The sequence below is a fragment of the Lacrimispora sp. genome (assembly GCF_032078915.1).
Lineage (GTDB): Bacteria > Bacillota > Clostridia > Lachnospirales > Lachnospiraceae > Lacrimispora.
In genome coordinates this window covers 1-22,126 of the sequence record NZ_DAMAUN010000034.1, presented here as the reverse complement: position 1 = coordinate 22,126, position 22,126 = coordinate 1, and the positions used below count along the sequence as shown (strand labels likewise).

The following is a 22,126-nucleotide window of genomic DNA, read 5'->3' as shown; positions in this document are numbered from 1 at the left end:
CCCTTATTTTCCTCCTGTATAGCTGTTTTTGTATAAATCCTTTAAATTTTCTGCTAATGGCTGGAGGGGATTTGTCTTTGTGCAGTTATCTCCTAATGCAGCCCTTGTCATCCGGTCAAGATTGTCATAAAAATCTGTCTCTTTGACACCTGCTTCTTTGAAAGAAGCCGGAATTTTAATCGCTTCAGACAGCATTCTTACCGCCGCCTGCAATACTTCAGCTCCGTTTTCAGCATTTTTAGGAGAAAGTCCAAGCCTCCACGCCAGAGTCCCATATCTTTCCCTTGCTCTTTGATCGGCTGCATTGTAACCTATAACCCTTGGAAGCAAAATAGCATTGGCTCTTCCATGGGGAACGTGCAATACTCCGCCAATCGCATGCGCCAGAGAATGATTGATTCCCAGGGAGGCATTGGTAAATGCCATTCCCGCCATACAAGACGCATCATGCAGAAATCCTCTTGCCTCTAAATCATCGCCGCTCTTTACTGCTGTCGGAAGATATTCAAATACAAGCTCCACGGCTTTTTCTGCCAAGGCATCTGAGAAATTACTTGCATCAGTAGAAACATAAGCTTCCAAAGCATGAGTTAATACATCCATCCCCGTATCAGCAGTAATGGCAGGGGGCACTGTTTTAGTCAGGCCGCCATCCAACACTGCTATATCCGGGAGCAGAGCATCATCGACCACTGGAATTTTGCGCTGATCCATTGTAATAACAGAAAAATTAGTTACCTCTGACCCGGTTCCGCTTGTTGTAGGTATTGCAACAAACATACGGTTTTTTTCTTTTTCTGCAACTTTTCCACTACAGTATAGAATACTTTTTGCTGCATCAATGGTGGATCCGCCACCGCAAGCAATAATCAGATCAGGATCCGTCTTTATAAAAACCTCCGTACCTTCTGCAATCAATGCTGTATCCGGGTCAGGATAAATATGGTCAAAAACAGTTATCTGCGCATCCGTTCTTAACTGTTCGGTAACAGGCTTAATGTTTCCACTTTTAACCATAAACGGGTCGGTAATGACCAGGGCGCTTTTATAAGCCAATTCACCCAATACCTGTATGGAACCGGCGCCGAAATATACTGCCGGCTTAATCTGAAATTTTTTCATTTTGATACCCGCCTTACCTTATTCAAATTCAATGGTATCAACAATTCCCACAATGGACATATCGCCCACCATGCTCATATCGTTGTCTACGCTGCCGCCCCAGTCAACCAAAACACAGTCTCCAACGCCGGCACCAACCGCATCAATTGCCACATAAGGAGTTTCACTTTCCATCAGCTTTCCTGTCTCATCCACTGATTTAATAACTAAAAGCTTTCCTCCCACCAGTTTGGCTGTCTTCTGAGTGGCAACTACTTTGGCTATCACTTTTGCCAAATGCATGTTATCACATCCTCTCAGATCCCGTTCATTATTCGGCGCACCAGGTCATCAACTACTATATTTGATGTAGAAGTTACAGTCTCCTGCTCAGTCTTCCCGTACCCACAGGCAGAAATATCCTTTTTGATTTCCTCCAGGGAACGCACTCCATAAGCTATGCGGCGTATATTAATCAGGTTCATGGGTCCAACGTTATCAGATGTGGAACTGCCTCCCACTGCACCACAGCCCAATGTCAGGGCCGGAACAAGATTTGTAGAAGCTCCGATACCGCCAAGGGTTGCAGGAGTATTAACCAGCAAACGGGACACATTCTTCTTCAACGCGAATTCACGAATAATATCTTCATTCTGAGAATGAATCGTCATGGTATGCCCTTTTCCCTCATTGTTTAAGATCTCCAGACAACGCTGGCAGGCGCTTTCCCATGTCGGCTCCGTGTAAAATGCAAGAACCGTTGTCAATTTTTCTCTGCTGTATGGATTTTTTTGAGAAACCGTGTCCTGGAAAGAAACCAGAACTTTTACATCTCCCGGTATATCAATACCGGATAGTCTCGCCAGCTCTTGAGCGCTTTTTCCGACAATCACCGGATTCATGGTCATATTAGGGCGAAGAAGGAATCTTCCCAGTTTTTCGGACTGTTCTCCTGTCATGAAATAAAAGCCCTGACGCTTCATTTCTTCTGCAACCACATCTTTCATATCAGCCTCTACCACGACTGACTGCTCAGATGCGCAAATCACACCATTGTCAAAGGTTTTACTTTCCAATATCTGGCTTACGGCCCTTTTCACATCTGCGCTGCGTTCTATAAATGCAGGTCCGTTTCCAGGTCCTACTCCTATAGCCGGTGTTCCTGAACTGTATGCAGCCTTTACCATTGCTTCTCCGCCGGTAGCTAAAATCAAACCGATATCCTTATGCTTCATCAGAGCATTGGTTCCATCTACTGTCGGGACATTGATGCATTCGATTAAGCCCTCCGGTGCTCCGGCTGATATACTTGCATCCTGAAGAATTTTTATAGTCTCTTTGATGCAGTTCAAAGCTGAAGGATGAGGAGAAAATACAATTGCATTTCCAGCTTTCAAGGCGATCAGAGATTTGAAAATAACCGTTGAAGTAGGATTTGTGGATGGAATCAGGCCGGCAATGACTCCCATTGGTACGCCTACTTCCATCACTTTCATTTCTTTATCATCACGGATGATTCCAACTACTTTCTGATCCTTCATTGCTTCATAAACATACTTGGCAGCAAAAACGTTTTTAACGATCTTGTCTTCCCATCTGCCATATCCAGTTTCCTCTTTTGCCATTTTCGCAAGCATTTCAGCATTTTTAAGTGCCGCTTCCATCATGGCCTTTACAACCTGATCCATTTTTTCCTGGGAAAACTCCTGATAAGACGACTGCGCTTCTTTTGCCTTTGCCACCTTGTTTCTGACCTCCTGTATGCTTTGAAGGTCCTTATCATATTCCATCACGGCTGATTCCCCTTTTTCTTAAATAATTTCTACAATAATGTTCTTTTCGTTTAATGCTTCTCTTGCCGAAGGAGTAATGACACTTCGGGAAAATACTCTGATCCTCTGTCCCTGATGAAAGCCTTGCACATCTTTCATGGTCAGCACCTGAAAAACCTCTGATGATATTTGTTCTGGTGAACGGCTCTCCGAATAAATAGTTATTTCCGGATAAAGCATCTTCTTCAATCGGGAAGAAAATTCCTCCCGTCCAATCAATATGGCTCCAAATTCTTTCCACTTTTCCTCATAGCCAATCATCATCCGGTTATAGGGCCCATTGAGGTTCATTCCTTTTTCCCTTGTATGGCCGCTGTCCGGACTGCAGTTTTCCGTTACTGCCAGAATCGGTATCTTCTTCATAAAGCCGGCTGCAATCGCCATGGAAACCAGATTATCCTGAATTCCCATCGCTCCCTTTGCCAGAGTATTTCTGGTTAACACCGGAATAATGATTATATTGATTTCATTCATTTCCCGGTATAACATTCCCCCATCCATAATATAGCGCGGGCCCAGCCTGTCTCTGATCTCACTCGATGCCAGACTCTGAAAAGCCGGAGTTACCGCTATCCTGGCTTCTGTCAACAACAGCTCATCAACCATCTTCTGATATTCCAGATAATCTGCAGTTCCCCCAGTAAGCAGTACCAATGCCTTTTTATCCATCATCGGCAGAAGACTTTTTAAAATATTTCTGATAATTTCTTCTTTTTCTATCATTTTATTACTATGCCTTCTCTTTCACAGATGGAATTGACATGGCAATTCCTATGGGTGTCACCAACAGAGGGTTTTCCGGTTTATAAACTTCAATTCCAAGATACTTTTGGAAAACAGTCTCAATTCCCTTTATGCAGCTGGTTCCTCCTGCTAAATAAACAGGGCCCTCCTGTTCTTTCATAAAGGAACAGGTAATATGGGCCATTTTTTCCATAACAGGTTGAGTCATGGTAAAAACCTGCTGATAGTTATCCTGGCTCTTTTTGTACTGCTCCGCCTCTGAAAATTCCAGCTTCATAGCACCGGAAATCACCAAAGTCATGTGTGTTCCACCAGTGGGTTCATCCATGGAATATAATACCTGACCATCTTTTACTGCTGACACACCGGTAGTACCGCCGCCTATGTCCACGACAATTCCATCCCGGATTCCCATCATCACGGCGGCGGCTTCCGGTTCATCAACTAAATGAGTCACATGAAAGCCGGCATTTTCCACAACATTACTAATCACTTTGGTATTTCCGGCTATGATACCGGGTGGAATTGCTGTCGCAGCCTCTGCCAATTTCGTGTTCAACCGTTTTTCCAGTCTGCCTTTCAGCCTCTCCAGTATACGGACAGCATCTAAGTATTGCACTACAATTCCGTCCTTCACCACGTCGGCCGACTCCGACTCAAATGCTACCGGACGGTTTTGCTGGTCTAAGACCGTCACCACGATATTTGAGGTTCCCAAGTCCACGCCTACTTTCAGAGGCAGCACAAATTGTTTTAAATCTATGAATTCTTTATCGGAAGTTGCTTCCATTTGAAGCAGATATTCATTAGAACTATCCATTCCAGACTGCTCTCTGATCACATTACCATTCCTCTCACTTAATAATCTGGACAGTGGCACCTGACGGGGCTCCTGCAGCATTAGCTTCATCTGTATCAATGTGGAACTCCAGTGCAGACTGCCCGGTTACCCGGATTACCACTCCGTACATGGTATAGCTTCTTTCACCCGGAATTTCTACAGATACCGTATCTCCGTCATTTACATGATAATACAGAGCATCCGCAGGACTCATATGGATATGGGGCTTTGCAACAATAACGCTTTCCTTCATAACCATCATTCCCTTTGGCCCTATCACACAAATGTCTGCTGTGCCGCTCAAATCTCCTGAAAGACGCACAGGAGGATTTACACCTAATGAGAACGCATCTGTACGGCTGATCTCAACCTGGTTTTGCTTTCTCACCGGGCCTAGAACTCTTACACTTGAGAAACTGCCTTTTCTTCCGGCAATACACACGGTTTCCTTTGCTGCATACTGCCCCGGCTGTCCCAAGTCTTTTGCCTTTGTCAGCTCATATCCCTTTCCAAAAAGAATCTCCATAGATTCCCCGGTCAGATGGATATGACGGTTTGACACTCCCAAGGGTATTCCAGTTCCCGTTGGCTGATCTTCCAGTATAGACAATATCTTTTTTACAGTGAATTCCTGATGATCGGTCATGTTTCATTTCCTCGCTTTCCTCTTGCATGAATGCACAATTTTTCCATTTGTCCCTTTTCTCTTGGGCATTTGGGATCCTTGCACAGATTACAAGTGTACGCTTGTTTTTTTTCTTCCTCAGGTTCACTGTCTTCCATTTTCTCGTTTTCTTTCGGGTTCTCCCCATATTCTGCTTCGTCGGATTTTTCTTCAGCTTCTTCCGGTTTTTCTTCAGCCTCTGCCGGTTTTTCACCGTATTCCTCATGTTGGGTTTCTTTCGCTTCTGCAGATTCTTCCGTTAGCAGCCAGCCCCGCAACCCTGCGGCCATCCGAGGTATAACATGAGCAGACACTACTGTTCCGACTTTTTCTGCGCTTACCCGTGCTGCAGTGACCCCCGCTTGTACGGCCCCCACATCACCGCAAAGCTTTACCGTAAAATAGGCTCCGCTCGCATTCTCTATGCCCACCAGAGAAACATTTGCTGATTTAAGACCAGTATCTGCCGCTTCCACCGCTGCAAGCAGACCAATTACTTCAATTAATCCCAACGCTTCATCTTTCAAAAGGCTCTACCTCATTTCCGTGCCATTTTTACAGAGTGGGCGTTGTAACGGATACTGGATTCTGTCCCATACCGCGAAGAACGGAAAGTCCCACATCCCTTGCAGCCAGCACAGACTGTCTGACAGCTCCGGAATCGCCTGAAAAAGTCACTATAATTTCATTGGAAAAACATGTGCCTGATGCTGGGCTTGCATATGTAACAATATCAACATTAGCTGTTTTCATAGCCATGTCTGCCATCAAAAGACCTACTGCTGCCGGTGCTCCTACAGTAATTCCAAACGCTTTTCCAACAGGTGCCTGAAACGCCTTGTTAAGCGCATAGCTTGCACGGGCAGTGTAATGAAGCTCAATATGTCCTGCATCGCATCCATACACATTTCCAAAGTTTCTATCAAGAGCTGACAGCATAATTTCTACGGCACGTCTGGCATCGGATACATCCTCTGCCGCAAAAATAATCGTACTTCCGTGTCCTGCTCCGCCTTTTGTATCACGGCAGAATTCCACGCTTACAACCTCTGTGTTTGTAGCTTTTACCGCCTCATCTGCTGACATCACGTGAGGTGCGCCACCTGTTCTGGAACTCACGATACCGATAGAACGGTACTTGGGATCCAGTTTCATATTTTCATGCAGATGATAATCCAGATTTGCGATCACCAGTCCAACTGTGTCTCCGATTCCAGCTCCCACAAACTCAGTAAGATTGCACGGAGACGAATTACATACATTTACACTTTCTGCCGCCGATCCTTTTTCTCCGGAACCGCTAACAGAACTTAAAATCTTATCTAATAAATCCTTATCCATGATCTACCCTCTCCTGTTTATTTTTCCTGAAATTTTGGTAACATTTTCTCCACATCTGTATGTGGTCTTGGAATTACGTGAACAGACACAACCTCTCCCACACGCTTTGCAGAAGCCACGCCTGCATCAGTGGCTGCCTTCACTGCGCCGACATCACCGCGTACCATTACTGTTACTAAACCAGAGCCAATTTTCTCATAGCCGATTAAAGCTACATTTGCGGCCTTTACCATTGCATCTGCTGCCTCAATTGATGCAACCAATCCTTTTGTTTCGATTAAACCTAATGCTTCCTGTCCCATTTTGGTACCTCCAAATTTAATTTTTATTTATGTAATCATGCAAATAGCATGTCACATTTTCACAAATAAAAGTGTGATTTTTTTGTTTTCGTTATAGATATTATCATATATATTTGCGTTCCCTTAGGATTCCAGGAAGTACTTCTGGTACTTTCCCTATGTATTATCTGGTATTTTTTCTACCACTTTTTTTAACTATCCACCTTTTAAGGGAATTTCATGGTGGAAAAAATACCACTTCGTAAAAGTGAATTGAAAAGGCTAATCAACTATGATATGATTTTATATATCTTAAATTTGAGGAGTTGAGTTTTTTCATGAATTCAGAATTTGATCTTTTACTCGAAAACTTAATTGACTTCAATGAATTCAGCAAAATTCAGTCTGAGTTATCAAGCATCGTAAGCTTTTCTGTTGTAACCGTTAATACGGATGGGAAACCTTTTTCTTCTCTTAGTAATTTTTCTACTTTTTGCCAATTAATCCGCTCTTCTGATACAGGCCGTCAAGCCTGTGTATCATGTGACAATTACGCCTTAAAACACTCCCTTGAATTAGGACATTCCATTGTATACGACTGTCACTGCGGGTTAAAGGACTGTGCAGCTCCCATTATTGTCAATGACGTTCTTTTAGGCGGTGTTTTGGGAGGACAGGTTCTGGTTAATGAACAAGACAGAGAGTTAATTGATACGGAAAAGCTGGCAAAACAATTTCATTTATGCAAAGAGGATTTAGACCGGGTAGTATCTGAAATTCCTGTTGTTGCAGAAGACTACATACAGCGGTGCCTCAGGTTTTACAGTTTTTTTGCTGAATATATTGCTGAAAAAAGCTATAAGACTATCATACAACAGCAGCTTGATCGGGAAACAATAGAGCGAATCCGGCAGCAGCAAATTGCTTCCGCTCAGACTTTAAAAAGGATTCAGGCACAAATGAATCCTCATTTTCTTTTCAATGCTTTAAACTCCATAGCCCGAACAGCGCTTTTGGACGGATCTGAGGAAACGGAACAGCTGATTTATGATTTATCAAATTATCTGCGTTATACGATCAAGAATACATCTGATACCCCAACCATCGAAGAAGAACTTAATAATCTAAACCATTATCTGAATATTCAAAGAGCCCGTTTTGGGGATAAGATTACCTGCCATATTAATGTGGAAGACAGCATAAGAAACTGCCACATCCCCAGTATGACTCTTCAGCCGCTGGTGGAAAATTCCTTTATTCACGGATTAAAAGATTGCATGGTTAATGGAATTATAAAAATAGATATTACAAAAACTAACAAGAATCATAAAAATGATATCTTAATTCAAATTTATGATAATGGATGTGGTATTTCAAGAAATATAATTGAATTGCTGCAGACAGAGGAAAACCTTGATAATCCTGCTTCTGGATTAGGATTATTGAATACACAGACCCGTATAAAAAAAATGTACGGTCCAGAATACGGCATAACCATTGACAGCGAAGTGTACGCATATACGAAAATAGATATTCTTCTCCCAGTCACTTACCATTAGCATCAGAGGAGGCGGGTTGTATGTATAAACTTTTAATATGCGAAGATGAATCGTTAGAAAGAAAGGCACTGAACCTGTTAATCCAGCGCCATTACCGCAATATTCATTTAGTTGGATATGCAACCACCGGTTTTGAGGCCATTAAGTTAGCCCACCAACATTTACCGGATATTATTCTGATGGACATTGAAATGCCTCAATGCAATGGACTGGATGCGCAAAAAGAAATTTGTCGGTTTCTTCCCAACGTTAATACAGTTATTATAACTGCTTACAATGACTTTTCTTATGCTCAGCAAGCAATAAAATGTGGTGTGATTGACTTTTTGCTAAAACCCATTGCTCCAAATGATTTGTATAACTGCCTGGATAAAATATTAAAATCTATCAAAAAAGCAGATTCTTCTTCTACTGTTCCTCCTGAATATACAGATTACATTCAAAAAATACTTGATTATATTGATTACCACTATTTAGACAATTTAAATTTAAGCGACCTGGCTTCTGAATTTAATTTAAATGAAAAATACCTCAGCAGATATTTCAAACAAAAAATGGGAACTTCTTTTACAGAATATATCATAAAGCTAAAAATTGAGAGATCAAAAAATATGCTAGAATACTCAGACGCTCCTATTTATGAAATTGCAGCGGATCTAAATTTTAATGACGCTTCCTATTTTACAAAGGTATTTCAGAAACAGGAAGGTATTTCTCCTTCCCAATATAGAAAAAATACCGCAAACTCCCGGCATTTCAAATCGTAAATAAACTACTCTCCATAAAAAACCTTTCATCTCAATAAAGACCAATCCGCACACCAATAGTGTGGTCTGTTGCGGAATAGAAATAGAGGTAAGTACTGGTGAATCGATAATCGTCATTATAGTAGAATTTACCGCACATATCGTAAACTCCTAATTCATTTGGCCTTTCTGCTTAACCACGTGAAGGCCCCCATCATTGCTTGTCCACCCCACTTCGGACAGGGTGTCACTACCTGAATAAGTATATCCCTTACTCTTGTTTCCACCCTTGGAAGCAAACTTCCACTGAGTCTCTGTTGAGCATGTGGAAGTTTTGATCGTCAGGAATAATGCCAGCAGCATGGGAGTGACACCTTGGTTATGAGTGTTGCGTCATCCTCTGTACTTTCCTTTTAATCAACATGGGATACCGTCTTAGTCTGTTTATTGCCTGCTAATCAACGCATGTGATCCCCCTTTTACCGAATGCGGAGAAGTTCGTAACGTCAGCATTTGCACTTTCTAGGTACTTCTGAAATATATATTCTTCTCTCAGCAAAGCCCCTGAATAAGCCTGTTCTTTAATCTTTGTGATTATCACGCTAACATTTCCTTACAACCTCGGGCCGCTTGCACATGCCGATATGTAATCAACTTCTTTGCGCTGGCTGTGCCATGCTGACAGCTTCATTAGTGGAAGGTCTGGGAAGTTGTGACTATCAACATCTATCAGCCCGATCTAATATCAGTTTTCTGGATTTACAACAATAAAAAACTACCAGCTTAATACTGATAGTTAATAGTTTTCATTAAATATTCAATGGCTTTACATCATGCTCATAAACTCTGCATAGCCGAGTAATACATCATGAATTGAAACTTGCCTTTGATTATCATTCTCTCAGACATGTTCACGCCACTATTCTGATGGAGAATGTCGTTTTTCTCCAAATAGCCGAAGCCATTTCTCTTTCTCCATAGGCTTAACCTCGCTACTGTGTCACGACAAACCACATTTTTGTACTCAACTATTCTTATATTCCAAAATATCGCCAGGCTGACACTCTAACACTTTGCAAATAGCTTCTAAAGTTGAAAATCGGATCGCTTTTGCTTTGCCATTTTTTAATATCGAAAGGTTAGCCATTGTTATCCCAACGCCCTCCGAAAGTTCTGTAACACTCATTTTTCTTTTAGCCAGCATGACATCAACATTAACTATAATTGCCATATTCGTCACCTCATATTGTCAAATCATTTTCCGATTTGACATCGATAGCGTCTTGTAAAAGTCGTTTCAATACAGACGTAAAAACGGCAATTAAAAATGCGCTACCCGAGATTAGCAAGCCCAGTAACACAAACCCCGGCGTGTCATCGTCTAATTGCACCAGTGTATAAAAGAAAGGTAATCCTCCCACTGTAACAATAATAAAAACAACGATAGCGCAGCGTGTAATAATATCCAAGGACTTTACAGACAATTCCGAAAACGCACAACCGGTATCAATATATTTCAACAATTTCATTGCTTGATGCAGCGCAATAAAATAGGGTATGGAAGCTGCGTATGTCCCAATAAACCCGATATATTCCATGTTATATGGATCAGGCCTGTTTTCAAAAAAAGCAATCCATGCAATAACACCACATATGACAAGCATGACAACTCCAGCGAAAACAACAGCGCACCGAAGGATGATAGTTGAACAGCGTTTCATGAAAGCACCTCTCTCTTTTCAGTTTACTTGATTATAAATATTTTTTATCGTTTGTCAATAAATATTTTCTGAAAATAGAAATATCGTCATTGTTTATTGCTTTACTATACTCACTTGTAAGATAAGATGCCACTTTGTAATCCGAAATGCAGTGTTTGTAACTGACAACTGAATATTTGTAAACGAGATGCCACTTTTGTATTCGAAATGCATGTTTCTTGTTTCTTTAGGCAAAATACACTACGCTTGGATTTTCTCAGACCACTCTCGCTGTCGAAAAAACACCTGTGAATTCCCACTCTGAATTATTCAAAATCATATTTTTATAGTAACTCATTTGCATTTCTAAACTTTTGTGCTGTTCTTCAAATTTCGTGCTCATACGGCAGTAGGCCGCAACACGTTTCTTTTGATTTTGAACGTCGGCATGGAGTCTCCAATTACAGTATCCGTATTTTCCAATTCAACCGGAATAAAAGAAAGATTTTCTTTTACTGTTTGCATATATTCCTTGCATTGCTTATATTCTTCAATTTCATCTTTATTAAGATCCCCATTATCCAAATCTGGAATAGAGATGATGTAGGTATAGCCGTCGTTGGCTCCGAGTTCTTCAGAAGGCGAATATCCGGTGATTTTATCCAAACTGGTTTCTGAATCAACCAGCTTTTTATACTCTTTCGTTTCCAGCATTACAATTTCCATAATGTTACGGCTTGTATTCCAGATTTTTTGCGTATATTCGTCAGAGACTTCCTTTGTACGCTTATCAGGATCCATGTTAATTACTGTATCTAAAGCTTTAGTGGCAGACGGACTATAATAATAGAGGGATATTTCGTGGTATCCGTTCATGTTGTCGTTATACTGTTCCAGCTTAACACCTTTATCCATGTATTCTTGAGATATTGTGAATTTAAGGCCTCGTTCCTTGACTTCAGTGATAACATTGCCGTCAGCACTCACTGGAGGCGCACCATTTGTTTCAGCCTTTTGCGTAGAACTACAACCAGATACTACAAGATATTGCGTTTTCCGGCATATCCTGTTACAAATATTAAACGACCTTCTGCCCTATTGATGACATTTTCCTTTCTCATATATTCAATTTCAGTTTGAATTGTAGTTTTGCCGATAAAATAAGTGGCATCAATCAACTCCAGCAATTTTTTGTTGACATTTGTATAATCTGTGGATTTTGTATTTGAATATTTCAGATCATAGGCAGCCAAAAGGTTTAAACGTATGTTTTCTTCTTTAGTTGATCCACTTTCACGCCCTGTTGCAAACCCGATTCCCACATTAATTTCATTATTCTGTCGCAATTTATTAGCTATCGGTAAAAACACATATTTTTACACAATAAGCGGCAGCTTGCGATTTCCGCAAAACATTCCGTTGATTTTTATAAATTATTATATCTTTTGTTATACTTAAAATCCTTGTATTTTTAATACCGTTCCGACACACTGCTATTCCAATAAGGTGTTTGGTGAATATTTATAAAAATCCAGAGCGCCTTTTGCCATGCACAATGTCACAAGATTTGTATACTGGGAAACATAGGAGAGTGTATCTGAATCTTCTGTACTAGTGGCCCCCAGTGTTTTTAATGCAATATCAGTTGCCTCTAACTCTTTATTTCCAATTATAGATACGGCTGTTTCTGTGAATTGTTCCACCATGTAAGTGATTAGTCCGCACAATGTTTTAAATGTGGACTCCAATCCCCTTTCAACGATCATTGGCTTCAAAAGATCGTCAAACAGATCTTTTACCTTGTTCAACGGCAGTATTGGTTTGAACATGTCTATTAAAATATAGTAGATGATCTGTTCTTTTGTGTAATAAGAATATCTGGAGTTTTTTACTTCATGCTCTGCAGGGATAAGGTTCTCTGCGAGATACGAGAAAAACATTTTCCGGGTAACCTCAACGTTTATAGATCGAAGGTATTTCTCGACCTTGGAGTAGTTTACATGATCCGGAATTTTTTCAAGATCGATTGTATTATATTTTCCTTGAACATTTTTAGAAATATCAGTTACAACTTTCTGAACAATGGATTCATCATTGTCTTTTATTGAATCGCCCGGTTTTGCTACTCGCTTTTCACTCATGTCTGTACCTCTTATTTTTCAGTTTAGTATTCTTATACTAAAGCTGTAATTTGCCTGTCCATTAGGTGTTACCTTAATGATAAAGTGATTATCTATATTTGTCAACCTCATAATATAAGCAAAAACGCAGTATAATTCGCTGCGTTTTTACGATTCTTACTGTTTTAGCCGTACTGCTCGTCAAAAAAATTTCACCGCGCTTATGCAACACTTACTGCTCAATCGTGTTTCGTTGTTGCTCATTTTCCTTCTTCAACTGATCTATTTCCCTTTTTAACTGTTCATTTTCTTTTTTTAACTGATCCGACATCGCCAGTCTTATCTGCTCATTTTCTTCTCTCTGTTGGGAATTTTCCTTTCTCTGACGTGCAATTTCCCCACCTCGTCCAGCATATATCAAGATCAACAGCCCCAGTATACCAAGAACAATTGCCCCGATGTTGGCTAAAACGGGATAAGTTATAAATAGCGGCAACAGATTGGTAAGGCCCAGAAATCCTATTACAAGAAAAGCCAAACTAAGAATAAAACTCATCATTTTTGCCATAAGAAGCACCTCCAATTCTATTAATAAGTTATTGTATGCATTGATTGCAATCCGCCACATGCAGGTCAGCCAATCTGATGAATGCCGTCAATTGACCAGATATGGGAATGTAGTTGAGGGGAAACGGGCTATGTGGTTTGCTCCATACCTTTTTTAATTTTCTGATGCTCATCTTTCATTTCTTTTGCTATATTATCCGTTTTTTCTTCCACATCCTCAATAGCATCGGAGACTTTCTCGATGGTATCAGTTGCCGTATTCTTTATGGCTTTTTCTTTTTTCTGAATGAAATCGCCGATGTCCTCTGTCGTGTCAATCGCCTTATCCTTTATTTTTTTTCTTGATTTGGGAGCGATCAAAGCTCCTGTTATTACACCTACAACGCCTGCAATACCCACGCCTATCACGAGCCTTTGCATTTCCTTTGTTTTTGCCTGCTTCCTGCTAACTAATTCCAAAAGATATTTTGTTTTCATAAATAAATCCTCCTAATTTTTAATTACTTGGCATTGTTCAACCGTTCAAGTCCAAATTGCTTTTTACTTTTCAGACGACCGGAATGAGGAATGAAATTTAGCCATTAATTTTATCTTCCCCTGATTATTCTTATTAAAACCGTGATAATGGCAATTACCAGAAGAATATGGATAAATCCACCCAACGTATACGAAGTTACTAAGCCCAGAATCCATAAAACAATGAGAATAATTGATATTGTCCATAACATTACGCATCTCTCCCTTAGTGTTAGTTTAATAAACTTGCTCTTTAAATTTCTCTGTTGATTTTATTACTAAAAACTTTGTTAAATTATTTATATATTTCCTCTCTTTTTAGCTGTAAAATCCAATCTTTACACTTATACAGCTCTTTAATGTATCGGACACTTTTATTTGTAACATAAATGTTATACTCTTATGTTACACCATATGGTAATACAAGTCAATGCTTTTTGAAATTATATATTCAATGGGGGATACATGTTCTCTATAAAGCCGTTCCGACTAGAGGAATTTCTTTCCCATGATACAATGCTGAATTATGACCAATATATTTTTCATTGGATAGAATTCGGTCGATGGTTGATGTACTCCATTGCTCTTTAACAGTGATAGTTTTGATACCCCGATCTTCAAGATATTTCTTGATCTTGTGACAACCATATCCCTGCAGAAACAAATCATAAATAAATCGTGCGATTTTAACTTCTTCCTCAATCACTACATGGTCGCCATTATTATCTCTACCATATACAAGAAACTGTGAGTGATTCAACTTTATATGTCCATGGAAACTGATCTGGTGGATACCCCATTTGATAGCTTCACTTTTTTGTCTGCTTTCTTCCTGATAAGCCGCTACTGCCATAGTAATATATTTTTTTTACCCGAGGATCATTAGACCAAATGTCCTCAGTTTCCTAGTAGACAACCACATTTAATTTTGATAATTCATTAAGCATAAGAAGGGCATCTAATATATTGCGCCAAAGCGGCAAAGAGACTTCATTAAAATCAAATCCACTTTTCCATTTCTGCAATCATTCATTAACCGCTGGACTTCATCTCCATTATCTACTCTTGTACCAGATTCCTGTTTAGCATAAATACCGGGAAAATCCCAAGCCGGATTATCACAGATTTTTTACGCATAGTAAGCTACTTGTGCCTTTAGACTATGCCTTTGCTCTTCATCCTCTGTGCTGACACGGCAATAGGCGGCAACCTTTAACCCTTTATCATCTTGATTTCGTCTTGCAGGAATAGTAATAATCTGCTTCCTCATTTTAAAACCTCCTTAACGCAAAAATGCAGCACCCGCTTGGGTACTGCAAACTTCAATTACTATTTTAGATATGAAAAAAGCTACATTCTCATTTGTTTACAATCAGGTTTCTGCATCAGTATTTTTTGCTGAAAGGTAAGCGCCTAATAAAAAGGCGGTTCTAAAAAAATCACCCCAACCATTGTTAGTTGGAGTAATTTACTATAATTCACATTCAATCGTTTTTGATAGATTGGAGTTTTTCACTCCAAGGAGCTAACTCATCAAGCTGTTCGTCAGTCATGTTGGCACTGGGACAATGCTCAAGAAGATATTTGAGATAACCATAAATATTCAGGTCATGAGCCTTTGCCATCTCGACCATTGTATAGGTGACCGCACTGGCTTCAGCTCCTTCCACAGAGCTGCTGAACAGCCAGTTTTTCTTTCCGATGGTAAATGGACGGATTGCATTCTCGCTGAGATTGTTTGAAAAGCTGCAGCGCCCATCTTCCAGATAAGTCTCAAGATATGGTTTCCTGTTCAAAGTATACTGCACCGCTTTATACATTCTGGAATTCCGAACGGGCCGCTGTTTATCCAGCCACGACCAAAAAGCCTCCAGAACAGGTTTTTCCTTCTCGAGACGAAGCTGTTTACGTTTTTCGTAAGAACAGTGTTTTTTATGAATGGAATACTCTGTGAAAAACAGCTGGTTGCAGAACTGGACACCTTGTACTGCCGGTTGGCCGTAATCGTATTGTTTTCCTTTCGGAACCGCATCGATAAAATACCGGCGGGTATGCGCCCAACAACAGCAGTGTTTGATTCCGGGGACTTTATTGTAGCCCTGATACCCATCCGTTTCCAGATACCCCTGAAATCCAGACAGAAAATCTGCCGCGTTCTGACCGGCTCTGGTCGGTGAGTACCCATAGAAAATGATTGTCAGCAGGCCATCTTCACCGCTGCGGAACAGCCACATGAAAGAATCTGTTTCCGCTTTTCGATCAGGTTCATTTAAGACCTGGATTCTGGTCTCATCAGCCATAGCAAAGTTCCGCTCAAGGAGTTTCCGGTGGAAGTAATCGTACATCGGCTGAAAGTAATGCGATGCACAGTAGATGATCCAGTTGGCAAGTGTTGTCCGGCTCAGTTCGACTCCATACTGTTTCCAGTCTTTTTCCTGACGGTACAGAGGTATGGCGTTTGCATACTTCTGGTACATCGTCCAGGCAACTGCAGAAGAAGAGGCAGGACTGTGCTTCATAAGCGGAGCAGGCGTTTCTGCTTTAAGGATGACAGGAGTATCGTTGCTCCCCGTCTTGCATTCCGGACATCCATAATGGGTGCTGTAATACTCAACAACCTTTACTTTTGCAGGGATATATTCCAGTTCCCTGCGTACGAAATCCTGACCAATCGGTTCTAGATGTGTACTGCAGACAGGGCAGAGCTGTTCTTCCTCAGGAAGTTCAAGAATCACTTTTTCAACCGGAACACCCTTAAATTTATCTCCGGTTCCTGTTTGGAAAGATCCTGTTCGCTTTCCGCTTCATTGAACAGATTCAGCTGTCCCGGCATTTCAAGTAAGTTTTTTTCACTTGAAGTATCAAAGAGTTTCTTTGTGAGATAGTCGATCTGCTCCTGCAGAACTTTCTCTCGTTCAAGACGCTCTTTTTCCTGGGAGTCCTTGTCTTCGATAATAAGACGGAGAGATTTAATCAGTTCCGTCTGTTCAGACAGCATTGTTTTCAGTTGTGAAATGATATCTTTCAATTCCCGAAGTTGGATGTCTTTTGCACTGGAATCTACGGCTTCTCTCCTTGTCTTTGATACCTCTATTATACCAGAAAAGAGGCATTTTTGCGAGAGAAAGGAGCACCGAAAACACAAGGATTACAGCACTTTTATATGCATGATCTTGTGAGAAAATCAGGTCGTTTTCAGTGCTTTGGGCTGGTCAATATCAATGTCTGACATCAGCCAGTCGAACTGTTTCCAGGTTAAGTTCCTTACTTCGGACTGCTTCAGGGGCCATTGATAACCGCCTGGAACAGAGAGCCGTTTGTAAATCAGAACATAGCCATCCGGTTCATGAAGCAATGCTTTCATACGGTCACGGCGTCTGCCGCAGAAAAGAAACAGTGAATTCGATACAGGATTCATTTCCAACTGCCCCTGTACAATGGCACAAAGGCCATCAATGGACTTACGCATGTCTGTGTAACCACAGACAATGAAAATTTCATCTACAGCAGAAATGTCGGCTAGCATAGGAACTCCTTCAGAAGATTCAGGGTTTCTGAAAGAACCACTGGATTCACGTCATTGCGAATCCGGATTTTAATGCCATTCATTACAACTTCAATCGTATGTGGATTGTCAATGTACATGGTTTTCTGCTGAGCTGCTGAAACAGAAGGCTGTTCTGGAAAGCAATCCGGAATTATGTCAATGGGAACCACGTCCTGTTTAGGATATGGGACCTCAGAGTGACCATAATTAGGTTCGGGAATTTCGCCACTGGCTTCTTTATAACAGCGGCTTACCCAGTTACAAAATGTGCTTGCTGCAATGCCGTGCTCACGGCACCAGTCGGCATCTGTCATGCCGCAGTTGCGGCATTCCATGATGAGTCTAAACTGTTCCGATTGTGGAACACGTGGTTTGCGAGATGATCCAATAAATCTATCCTCCGTATCTGTAGTGAATTAATCCAACTTATTATCACTACAATTATGCAGATTTTAAAGAACGTGGGCAACCCGCTCGGTTATTAGGCGCTTACGCTGAAAGAGGGCTAAAATCGTGCATTTTTTGCCCTGATTTTAGCCCTTTTTTTCTCCCAAATCCACGACATCTTGTGGTTAAACCCTACTTTTTGCTTTCCATTCCACAACGCCGCATCCGAATCACGCTCTCAACATTTGTTGAGGCTGTAATTCGGATTATTGAATGGCGTGACTACTCCTTGGCAGAAGTTATTTTTCCTACCGTCCTTTATTCTTATTACTCCATTTTTTCAAAGCTTTCATCTGATATATCTTTCACCAATTCATCATTTTTTTCTATTAATAAAATAAATTTCATATTTTGAAACAATTTTCAAATAGTAATTAGATTGGAAATCAATATACTGATTTAGTAATTCCAAACGCTCAACCACTGTTGTTCATAAAATAAATATACTAATTATAGCATGATAACTTTTATGAATTTCTTATTTAGAGGCTTTCAATAGAAACGCTCCTCTTCGGTATCACTTAGACAATCTCCAAAGTAATTAAGTAATAACATAGTAAAATATGTCTATATCTAACGAATCTCTTCCTAATATGATGATATCTTTATTTAAATTCTCTGGTTTTTAATCATTTTTTCCAAGTTTTCATCTCCTATTGTTATCAAACCTATATTTCTTTTTAATATTACTTGCTTCAAATACAACTCATTAATTGGTTCATAAAATATTTCTTTTTCTAAAAGTTTATTCGTTCGCTTTAATAGTTCATTATTTTTTAAAAAATCAATTAATTTACTACATGTTATTTGCGACTCACGCATTGGTTCATCAGAAAATCTTGTTAAAGCATAATCATTTCCAGCAACAAAAACACCACTTGGAACACCTTTAATTGTTCCCCTAAAGGTATTAAAGTCACATAAAAATGTATTATCCAAAATCTGCTCATCTGCCCTTTGGAAATTACTTAATAAAATTCTATAAATATTATCAATTCTATAATCCGCCTCCAAATTTAGCTCAATCAAAACATCCTGTAAATTATTAGTAATATAATTAGCTAATCTATCTAGCTGCTTTCCTGCTTCTATGATTTTATCATTCATATTATAATATTGTGTTATATTCCCTGGAAACCCCCAGGCCTTTGACTCTACTAAAAATAAATTATTATCTAATATAAATATGCTATCGCATTCATAAGTATCTGCATTTTCATGTCTCTTTATTTTCCCGCATATAATGCCCTCTTCTTTTAATAAACGAAGCAGACATTTTTCAAGTTCTTTACCTCGAAATTCAAATACATTTGCCATAGATAATACCACTTCAGAAATAAGAGTTGATACAACTAAGGTAGGAATCATATAATAATAATTTCCATAAGATATTAGTGGTGCATCAATTATATCCTTGTTTTTTTGATATGTTAGTAATTCTAATACTAACTCTGCATTATCGATGCCTAATTGCAGCAGATTTCTTTTTAAATCTTTTTTCTTTATCTGAACACAAACTTTATTTATATTTCCGCTTATTATCTTTGAATTTCTGTTTATCAGATGCTGCTGACATATATATTTTATCCTTGCAAATCCTTTTACAAAGTCAAGTATGTTTATTATGACGTCATCTTTATTTTTATGTACTATTTTACATTTACAATTCGAAATATCTATATATAATTGTTTTTGCAAAATAAACTTTGTCCTTTCAATATCCCACTTTTCTTCTTCCATCATAGGAAACTTTTCAAGTGCCATCGCTTCAGTAGTAGTTACACTTCGTTCTCGCATTTCCCAATAAGTTCTTATTATATGACCCCAAAAATTATTGCTACATGTAATTATTTTTTCATTGCAATCAATATTTATTCCACCAAATTGCCAGCTTTCTGTGATCATATCAATATTATTTTTCACCATTATCGCAGCTACATGCCCGCGTGATTTCATTACATCACTTATATTTATCTTTTCGCATACATGATTATTTTTTTTGTAAAATACTATATATTCTAGTATCTCCTTTATTTTAACACTTAAATTATCATATAATTCTCCATAAAAGAGCAAATTATTATTTATACCCTCAAATGATTTCTTTGGTTTTAGAAATGAGCCAAGCTGATTATTTAGATATTCATTCCCTAACATTAATTCCCTTATAGCAATTAATGAATACTCCATACACACCAAAAATGAAGTAAGTTCTTTGGAAGAGTCTATTGAATTTGCCTCTATATAATCAGGATCGTTATATAAATCTTTATATAGCATATTGATATATTTAGATTCCTCTAATAACTTGTCCCAAATTTTATTCTCCCCACCTGAAAGTCTAGTCCTTAGCCAAATATCTAATTGCTTTATTTGGGCTGCATATCTATGGGACCCTGGATAAGGATTGATGGTAAACTTTAATGCTTTACATATTTTAAAAAAATTTTCTTTACTTTCATGCTCAAATGCTTCATAGATATTATCAATATTATATCTACTGTAATTTATATATTCATATTGCATAATTTATCTCCTAACATAAGTTTTATCAATCATTTTTAACGAAATTATTCAAATATTTTATAATATTTTGTTATAATAAATGGCACTAACCACATTATAACATGATATTTATTTATAAAGTAATAAATTTTTTGTAATTTTTTAGAATTATATACTATTTTCATAACACTATTTGTGAATATACATCGATAGATATAATAAAGACGTGAACATATTGTTCACGTCTTTATTATATCCTGATAGGTAGGTATATATAAACCAAAGGCAAAAAACTCATCAAAAAGCCTTCAGCCCTACCACTTATTATAGAAGATCTGTTTTTACAAAGATTACTTCACCCACTCTTCAAAAGCTTTGCTGGTAAAAGACAACCTTCAATTATAAACAGAAATTGTCTATTTTTCTATACACCAACTTATTTGATACCTACACTCAATTCGAGCATCCTTCAAAATAAATATCTATTTAAAAGCAAACCGCTCCCCCAATTTTATTGTCAATTTGAGGAAGCAACCTAAAGATTACGAGGTATTGGATTATAAATAATCTTCGATATACCAGTCACAATTTGCTAAAGCTTCATACAATGCCGTTCTCCAAGAATTACTATCAGCTTCATAAAAGCTTTCATACATCATCTGTAAATGCTTCCTCACATTATTTACTCCTGCTTCCCTTTTTAAGCTTTTTATATAGAATTCTATATCATTCAATTCTTTTGCCGCATGTGTGCTATATAACTTTCCAAGTTCAAATACATCAAAACTTTTTTGAATTCTCTTTCCCATTACTTCTTCCATTTCATCAAATGGTATTTTTATGGAATATTCAGCTACAGGAGGAAATGTCTCAATTATCAAAACATATAGCCAACGTACTGGTCCATAATCATCATAATAAGGATGCCATAATTCTTCCTCCTCTATCTCAGCATCAAATACATCTTTATTGCTATTACAATCTCTACATGCAGGAATCAGATTTACTGGGGTTACTACTGTCGACGCATATTGTGATTTCGGCAAATAATGATCTAAAGTAGCAACATCCCGAACACTACAAAAAGGACATATTTGTATGGAGTTCAATAACTTATTATAGAAAATCCTTCCGGGTTGATTTAAATTAACCATTCTATATGTATAGACCTTTTTCATTTCACCAATAGGTACTTTTCCATTTATCAAATTCTTTTTAGGAAATTCAATAAGCTTATGCTTAATTGCTTTTTCTTGATATATTTTTTCATCCTGGACAATTTCAGTTACACACCCTTCTAATTGTTGTTTTAAGTCTCGATTAGAAACCTTGCTAATACATTTATCAAAAACATCTTTTACTTTTTCATTAGGTCTTTCTACTTTATTCATGAGAACTTCCTTCATTCTTATTGGCTAACATTGATCGCAGTATCGCCTGAGCCTCAAATCCTAATTGATTATCAAACTCTTCCATTACTTCTTCAAATGTATCAAGCTTTTCTACACTTTCCAAAAGCATTTTATGTACACCTGATTCTGTTACTTCATGTCTAAATACTTCGCTTGTAAGAACTCCTAAATTCTCACCAAAGCATTCAATTTGTAACCGCTCA

27 protein-coding genes and 1 pseudogene are annotated in these 22,126 nt (G+C 38.7%); 2 read left to right on the top strand and 26 right to left on the bottom strand.

The genetic code is table 11. The annotated features are described in order from the left end of the window. Positions 1-3: 3 nt before the first annotated feature. The 9 genes from RT269_RS14550 to pduA are packed head-to-tail and all read right to left on the bottom strand — an operon-like array spanning position 4 to position 6,825. The gene (locus tag RT269_RS14550) at positions 4-1,122 is read right to left on the bottom strand and encodes a 1-propanol dehydrogenase PduQ (protein WP_313183611.1); all 1,119 of its coding nucleotides are present in this window, start codon (positions 1,120-1,122) and stop codon (positions 4-6) included. An 18-nt stretch (positions 1,123-1,140) separates the two neighbouring features. Beyond that, positions 1,141-1,404, bottom strand: a complete 264-nt coding sequence (locus tag RT269_RS14545; RefSeq protein ID WP_313018724.1) for a EutN/CcmL family microcompartment protein — start codon at positions 1,402-1,404, stop codon at positions 1,141-1,143. A gap of 14 nt (positions 1,405-1,418) precedes the next feature. Further along, a complete protein-coding gene (locus tag RT269_RS14540) occupies positions 1,419-2,891 on the bottom strand; it encodes an acetaldehyde dehydrogenase (acetylating) (RefSeq protein WP_313183655.1) in 1,473 nt (490 codons plus the stop codon). 21 nt (positions 2,892-2,912) lie between these two features. Then, complete coding sequence (locus RT269_RS14535) at positions 2,913-3,656, bottom strand: flavoprotein (RefSeq protein ID WP_313183609.1); 744 nt, start codon at positions 3,654-3,656, stop codon at positions 2,913-2,915. A 7-nt stretch (positions 3,657-3,663) separates the two neighbouring features. Next, positions 3,664-4,557: an ethanolamine utilization protein EutJ gene (gene eutJ, locus RT269_RS14530; RefSeq protein ID WP_313183607.1), complete on the bottom strand. Its 894-nt coding sequence runs from the start codon at positions 4,555-4,557 to the stop codon at positions 3,664-3,666. Next, on the bottom strand, positions 4,532-5,164 hold the full coding sequence (locus tag RT269_RS14525) for a phosphate propanoyltransferase (RefSeq protein WP_313183606.1): 633 nt from the start codon (positions 5,162-5,164) through the stop codon (positions 4,532-4,534). Before RT269_RS14525 ends, eutJ begins: the two co-directional genes overlap by 26 nt. Then, positions 5,161-5,709 carry a BMC domain-containing protein gene (locus tag RT269_RS14520; protein WP_313183604.1) on the bottom strand — a complete coding sequence of 183 codons (549 nt, stop codon included), beginning with the start codon at positions 5,707-5,709 and terminating at the stop codon, positions 5,161-5,163. The genes RT269_RS14525 and RT269_RS14520 overlap by 4 nt, the downstream gene beginning before the upstream one ends. Before the next feature lie 28 nt (positions 5,710-5,737). Next, complete coding sequence (gene pduB / locus RT269_RS14515; RefSeq protein ID WP_313183602.1) at positions 5,738-6,523, bottom strand: propanediol utilization microcompartment protein PduB; 786 nt, start codon at positions 6,521-6,523, stop codon at positions 5,738-5,740. A gap of 17 nt (positions 6,524-6,540) precedes the next feature. After that, positions 6,541-6,825 (bottom strand): propanediol utilization microcompartment protein PduA, encoded by a 285-nt coding sequence (pduA, locus tag RT269_RS14510; protein WP_097003575.1) that lies wholly within the window; start codon positions 6,823-6,825, stop codon positions 6,541-6,543. 317 nt (positions 6,826-7,142) lie between these two features. Between pduA and RT269_RS14505 the strand changes: the two genes are divergently transcribed. Both RT269_RS14505 and RT269_RS14500 read left to right on the top strand, forming a co-directional pair. Then, positions 7,143-8,363 carry a sensor histidine kinase gene (locus RT269_RS14505; protein ID WP_313183600.1) on the top strand — a complete coding sequence of 407 codons (1,221 nt, stop codon included), beginning with the start codon at positions 7,143-7,145 and terminating at the stop codon, positions 8,361-8,363. Positions 8,364-8,383: 20 nt separating this feature from the next. Further along, entirely contained in the window at positions 8,384-9,130 is a 747-nt protein-coding gene (locus RT269_RS14500; protein ID WP_313183599.1) for a response regulator transcription factor, read from the top strand. Positions 9,131-9,563: 433 nt separating this feature from the next. Here RT269_RS14500 and RT269_RS14495 read toward each other — a convergent pair whose 3' ends face one another. The 17 genes and pseudogenes from RT269_RS14495 to RT269_RS14415 form a co-directional block, all read right to left on the bottom strand. Next, positions 9,564-9,710 carry a hypothetical protein gene (locus tag RT269_RS14495; RefSeq protein WP_313183597.1) on the bottom strand — a complete coding sequence of 49 codons (147 nt, stop codon included), beginning with the start codon at positions 9,708-9,710 and terminating at the stop codon, positions 9,564-9,566. Positions 9,711-10,133: 423 nt separating this feature from the next. Next, positions 10,134-10,340 (bottom strand): helix-turn-helix domain-containing protein, encoded by a 207-nt coding sequence (locus RT269_RS14490; protein ID WP_313183595.1) that lies wholly within the window; start codon positions 10,338-10,340, stop codon positions 10,134-10,136. 10 nt (positions 10,341-10,350) lie between these two features. Next, on the bottom strand, positions 10,351-10,830 hold the full coding sequence (locus RT269_RS14485) for a DUF2975 domain-containing protein (protein ID WP_313183594.1): 480 nt from the start codon (positions 10,828-10,830) through the stop codon (positions 10,351-10,353). A 378-nt stretch (positions 10,831-11,208) separates the two neighbouring features. Then, the gene (locus tag RT269_RS14480) at positions 11,209-11,796 is read right to left on the bottom strand and encodes a hypothetical protein (protein ID WP_313183593.1); all 588 of its coding nucleotides are present in this window, start codon (positions 11,794-11,796) and stop codon (positions 11,209-11,211) included. A gap of 50 nt (positions 11,797-11,846) precedes the next feature. After that, positions 11,847-12,131, bottom strand: a complete 285-nt coding sequence (locus RT269_RS14475; protein WP_313183591.1) for a hypothetical protein — start codon at positions 12,129-12,131, stop codon at positions 11,847-11,849. A 171-nt stretch (positions 12,132-12,302) separates the two neighbouring features. Beyond that, positions 12,303-12,950 (bottom strand): hypothetical protein, encoded by a 648-nt coding sequence (locus tag RT269_RS14470; protein WP_313183589.1) that lies wholly within the window; start codon positions 12,948-12,950, stop codon positions 12,303-12,305. A gap of 211 nt (positions 12,951-13,161) precedes the next feature. Further along, on the bottom strand, positions 13,162-13,497 hold the full coding sequence (locus RT269_RS14465; protein WP_313183588.1) for a hypothetical protein: 336 nt from the start codon (positions 13,495-13,497) through the stop codon (positions 13,162-13,164). Positions 13,498-13,625: 128 nt separating this feature from the next. Further along, positions 13,626-13,973 carry a YtxH domain-containing protein gene (locus tag RT269_RS14460; RefSeq protein ID WP_313183586.1) on the bottom strand — a complete coding sequence of 116 codons (348 nt, stop codon included), beginning with the start codon at positions 13,971-13,973 and terminating at the stop codon, positions 13,626-13,628. A gap of 110 nt (positions 13,974-14,083) precedes the next feature. Then, entirely contained in the window at positions 14,084-14,224 is a 141-nt protein-coding gene (locus RT269_RS30395) for a lmo0937 family membrane protein (protein ID WP_313183584.1), read from the bottom strand. Positions 14,225-14,484: 260 nt separating this feature from the next. Next, the gene (locus RT269_RS14450) at positions 14,485-14,865 is read right to left on the bottom strand and encodes a recombinase family protein (protein WP_313183582.1); all 381 of its coding nucleotides are present in this window, start codon (positions 14,863-14,865) and stop codon (positions 14,485-14,487) included. A 276-nt stretch (positions 14,866-15,141) separates the two neighbouring features. Then, a complete protein-coding gene (locus tag RT269_RS14445; RefSeq protein ID WP_313183580.1) occupies positions 15,142-15,282 on the bottom strand; it encodes a hypothetical protein in 141 nt (46 codons plus the stop codon). Positions 15,283-15,496: 214 nt separating this feature from the next. Then, positions 15,497-17,010: pseudogene (gene tnpC / locus RT269_RS14440) on the bottom strand (IS66 family transposase). A gap of 186 nt (positions 17,011-17,196) precedes the next feature. After that, positions 17,197-17,538, bottom strand: a complete 342-nt coding sequence (gene tnpB / locus RT269_RS14435; protein WP_313183578.1) for an IS66 family insertion sequence element accessory protein TnpB — start codon at positions 17,536-17,538, stop codon at positions 17,197-17,199. After that, entirely contained in the window at positions 17,532-17,894 is a 363-nt protein-coding gene (gene tnpA / locus RT269_RS14430) for an IS66 family insertion sequence element accessory protein TnpA (protein ID WP_313183576.1), read from the bottom strand. Before tnpA ends, tnpB begins: the two co-directional genes overlap by 7 nt. Positions 17,895-18,615: 721 nt before the next feature. Then, a complete protein-coding gene (locus RT269_RS14425) occupies positions 18,616-20,532 on the bottom strand; it encodes a hypothetical protein (protein WP_313183575.1) in 1,917 nt (638 codons plus the stop codon). A gap of 536 nt (positions 20,533-21,068) precedes the next feature. Continuing rightward, positions 21,069-21,902 carry an HNH endonuclease gene (locus RT269_RS14420; RefSeq protein WP_313183573.1) on the bottom strand — a complete coding sequence of 278 codons (834 nt, stop codon included), beginning with the start codon at positions 21,900-21,902 and terminating at the stop codon, positions 21,069-21,071. Then, positions 21,895-22,126, bottom strand: a 232-nt coding sequence (locus RT269_RS14415; protein ID WP_442913820.1) for a hypothetical protein, incomplete at its 5' end; no start/stop codon positions are given. The genes RT269_RS14420 and RT269_RS14415, both read right to left, overlap by 8 nt.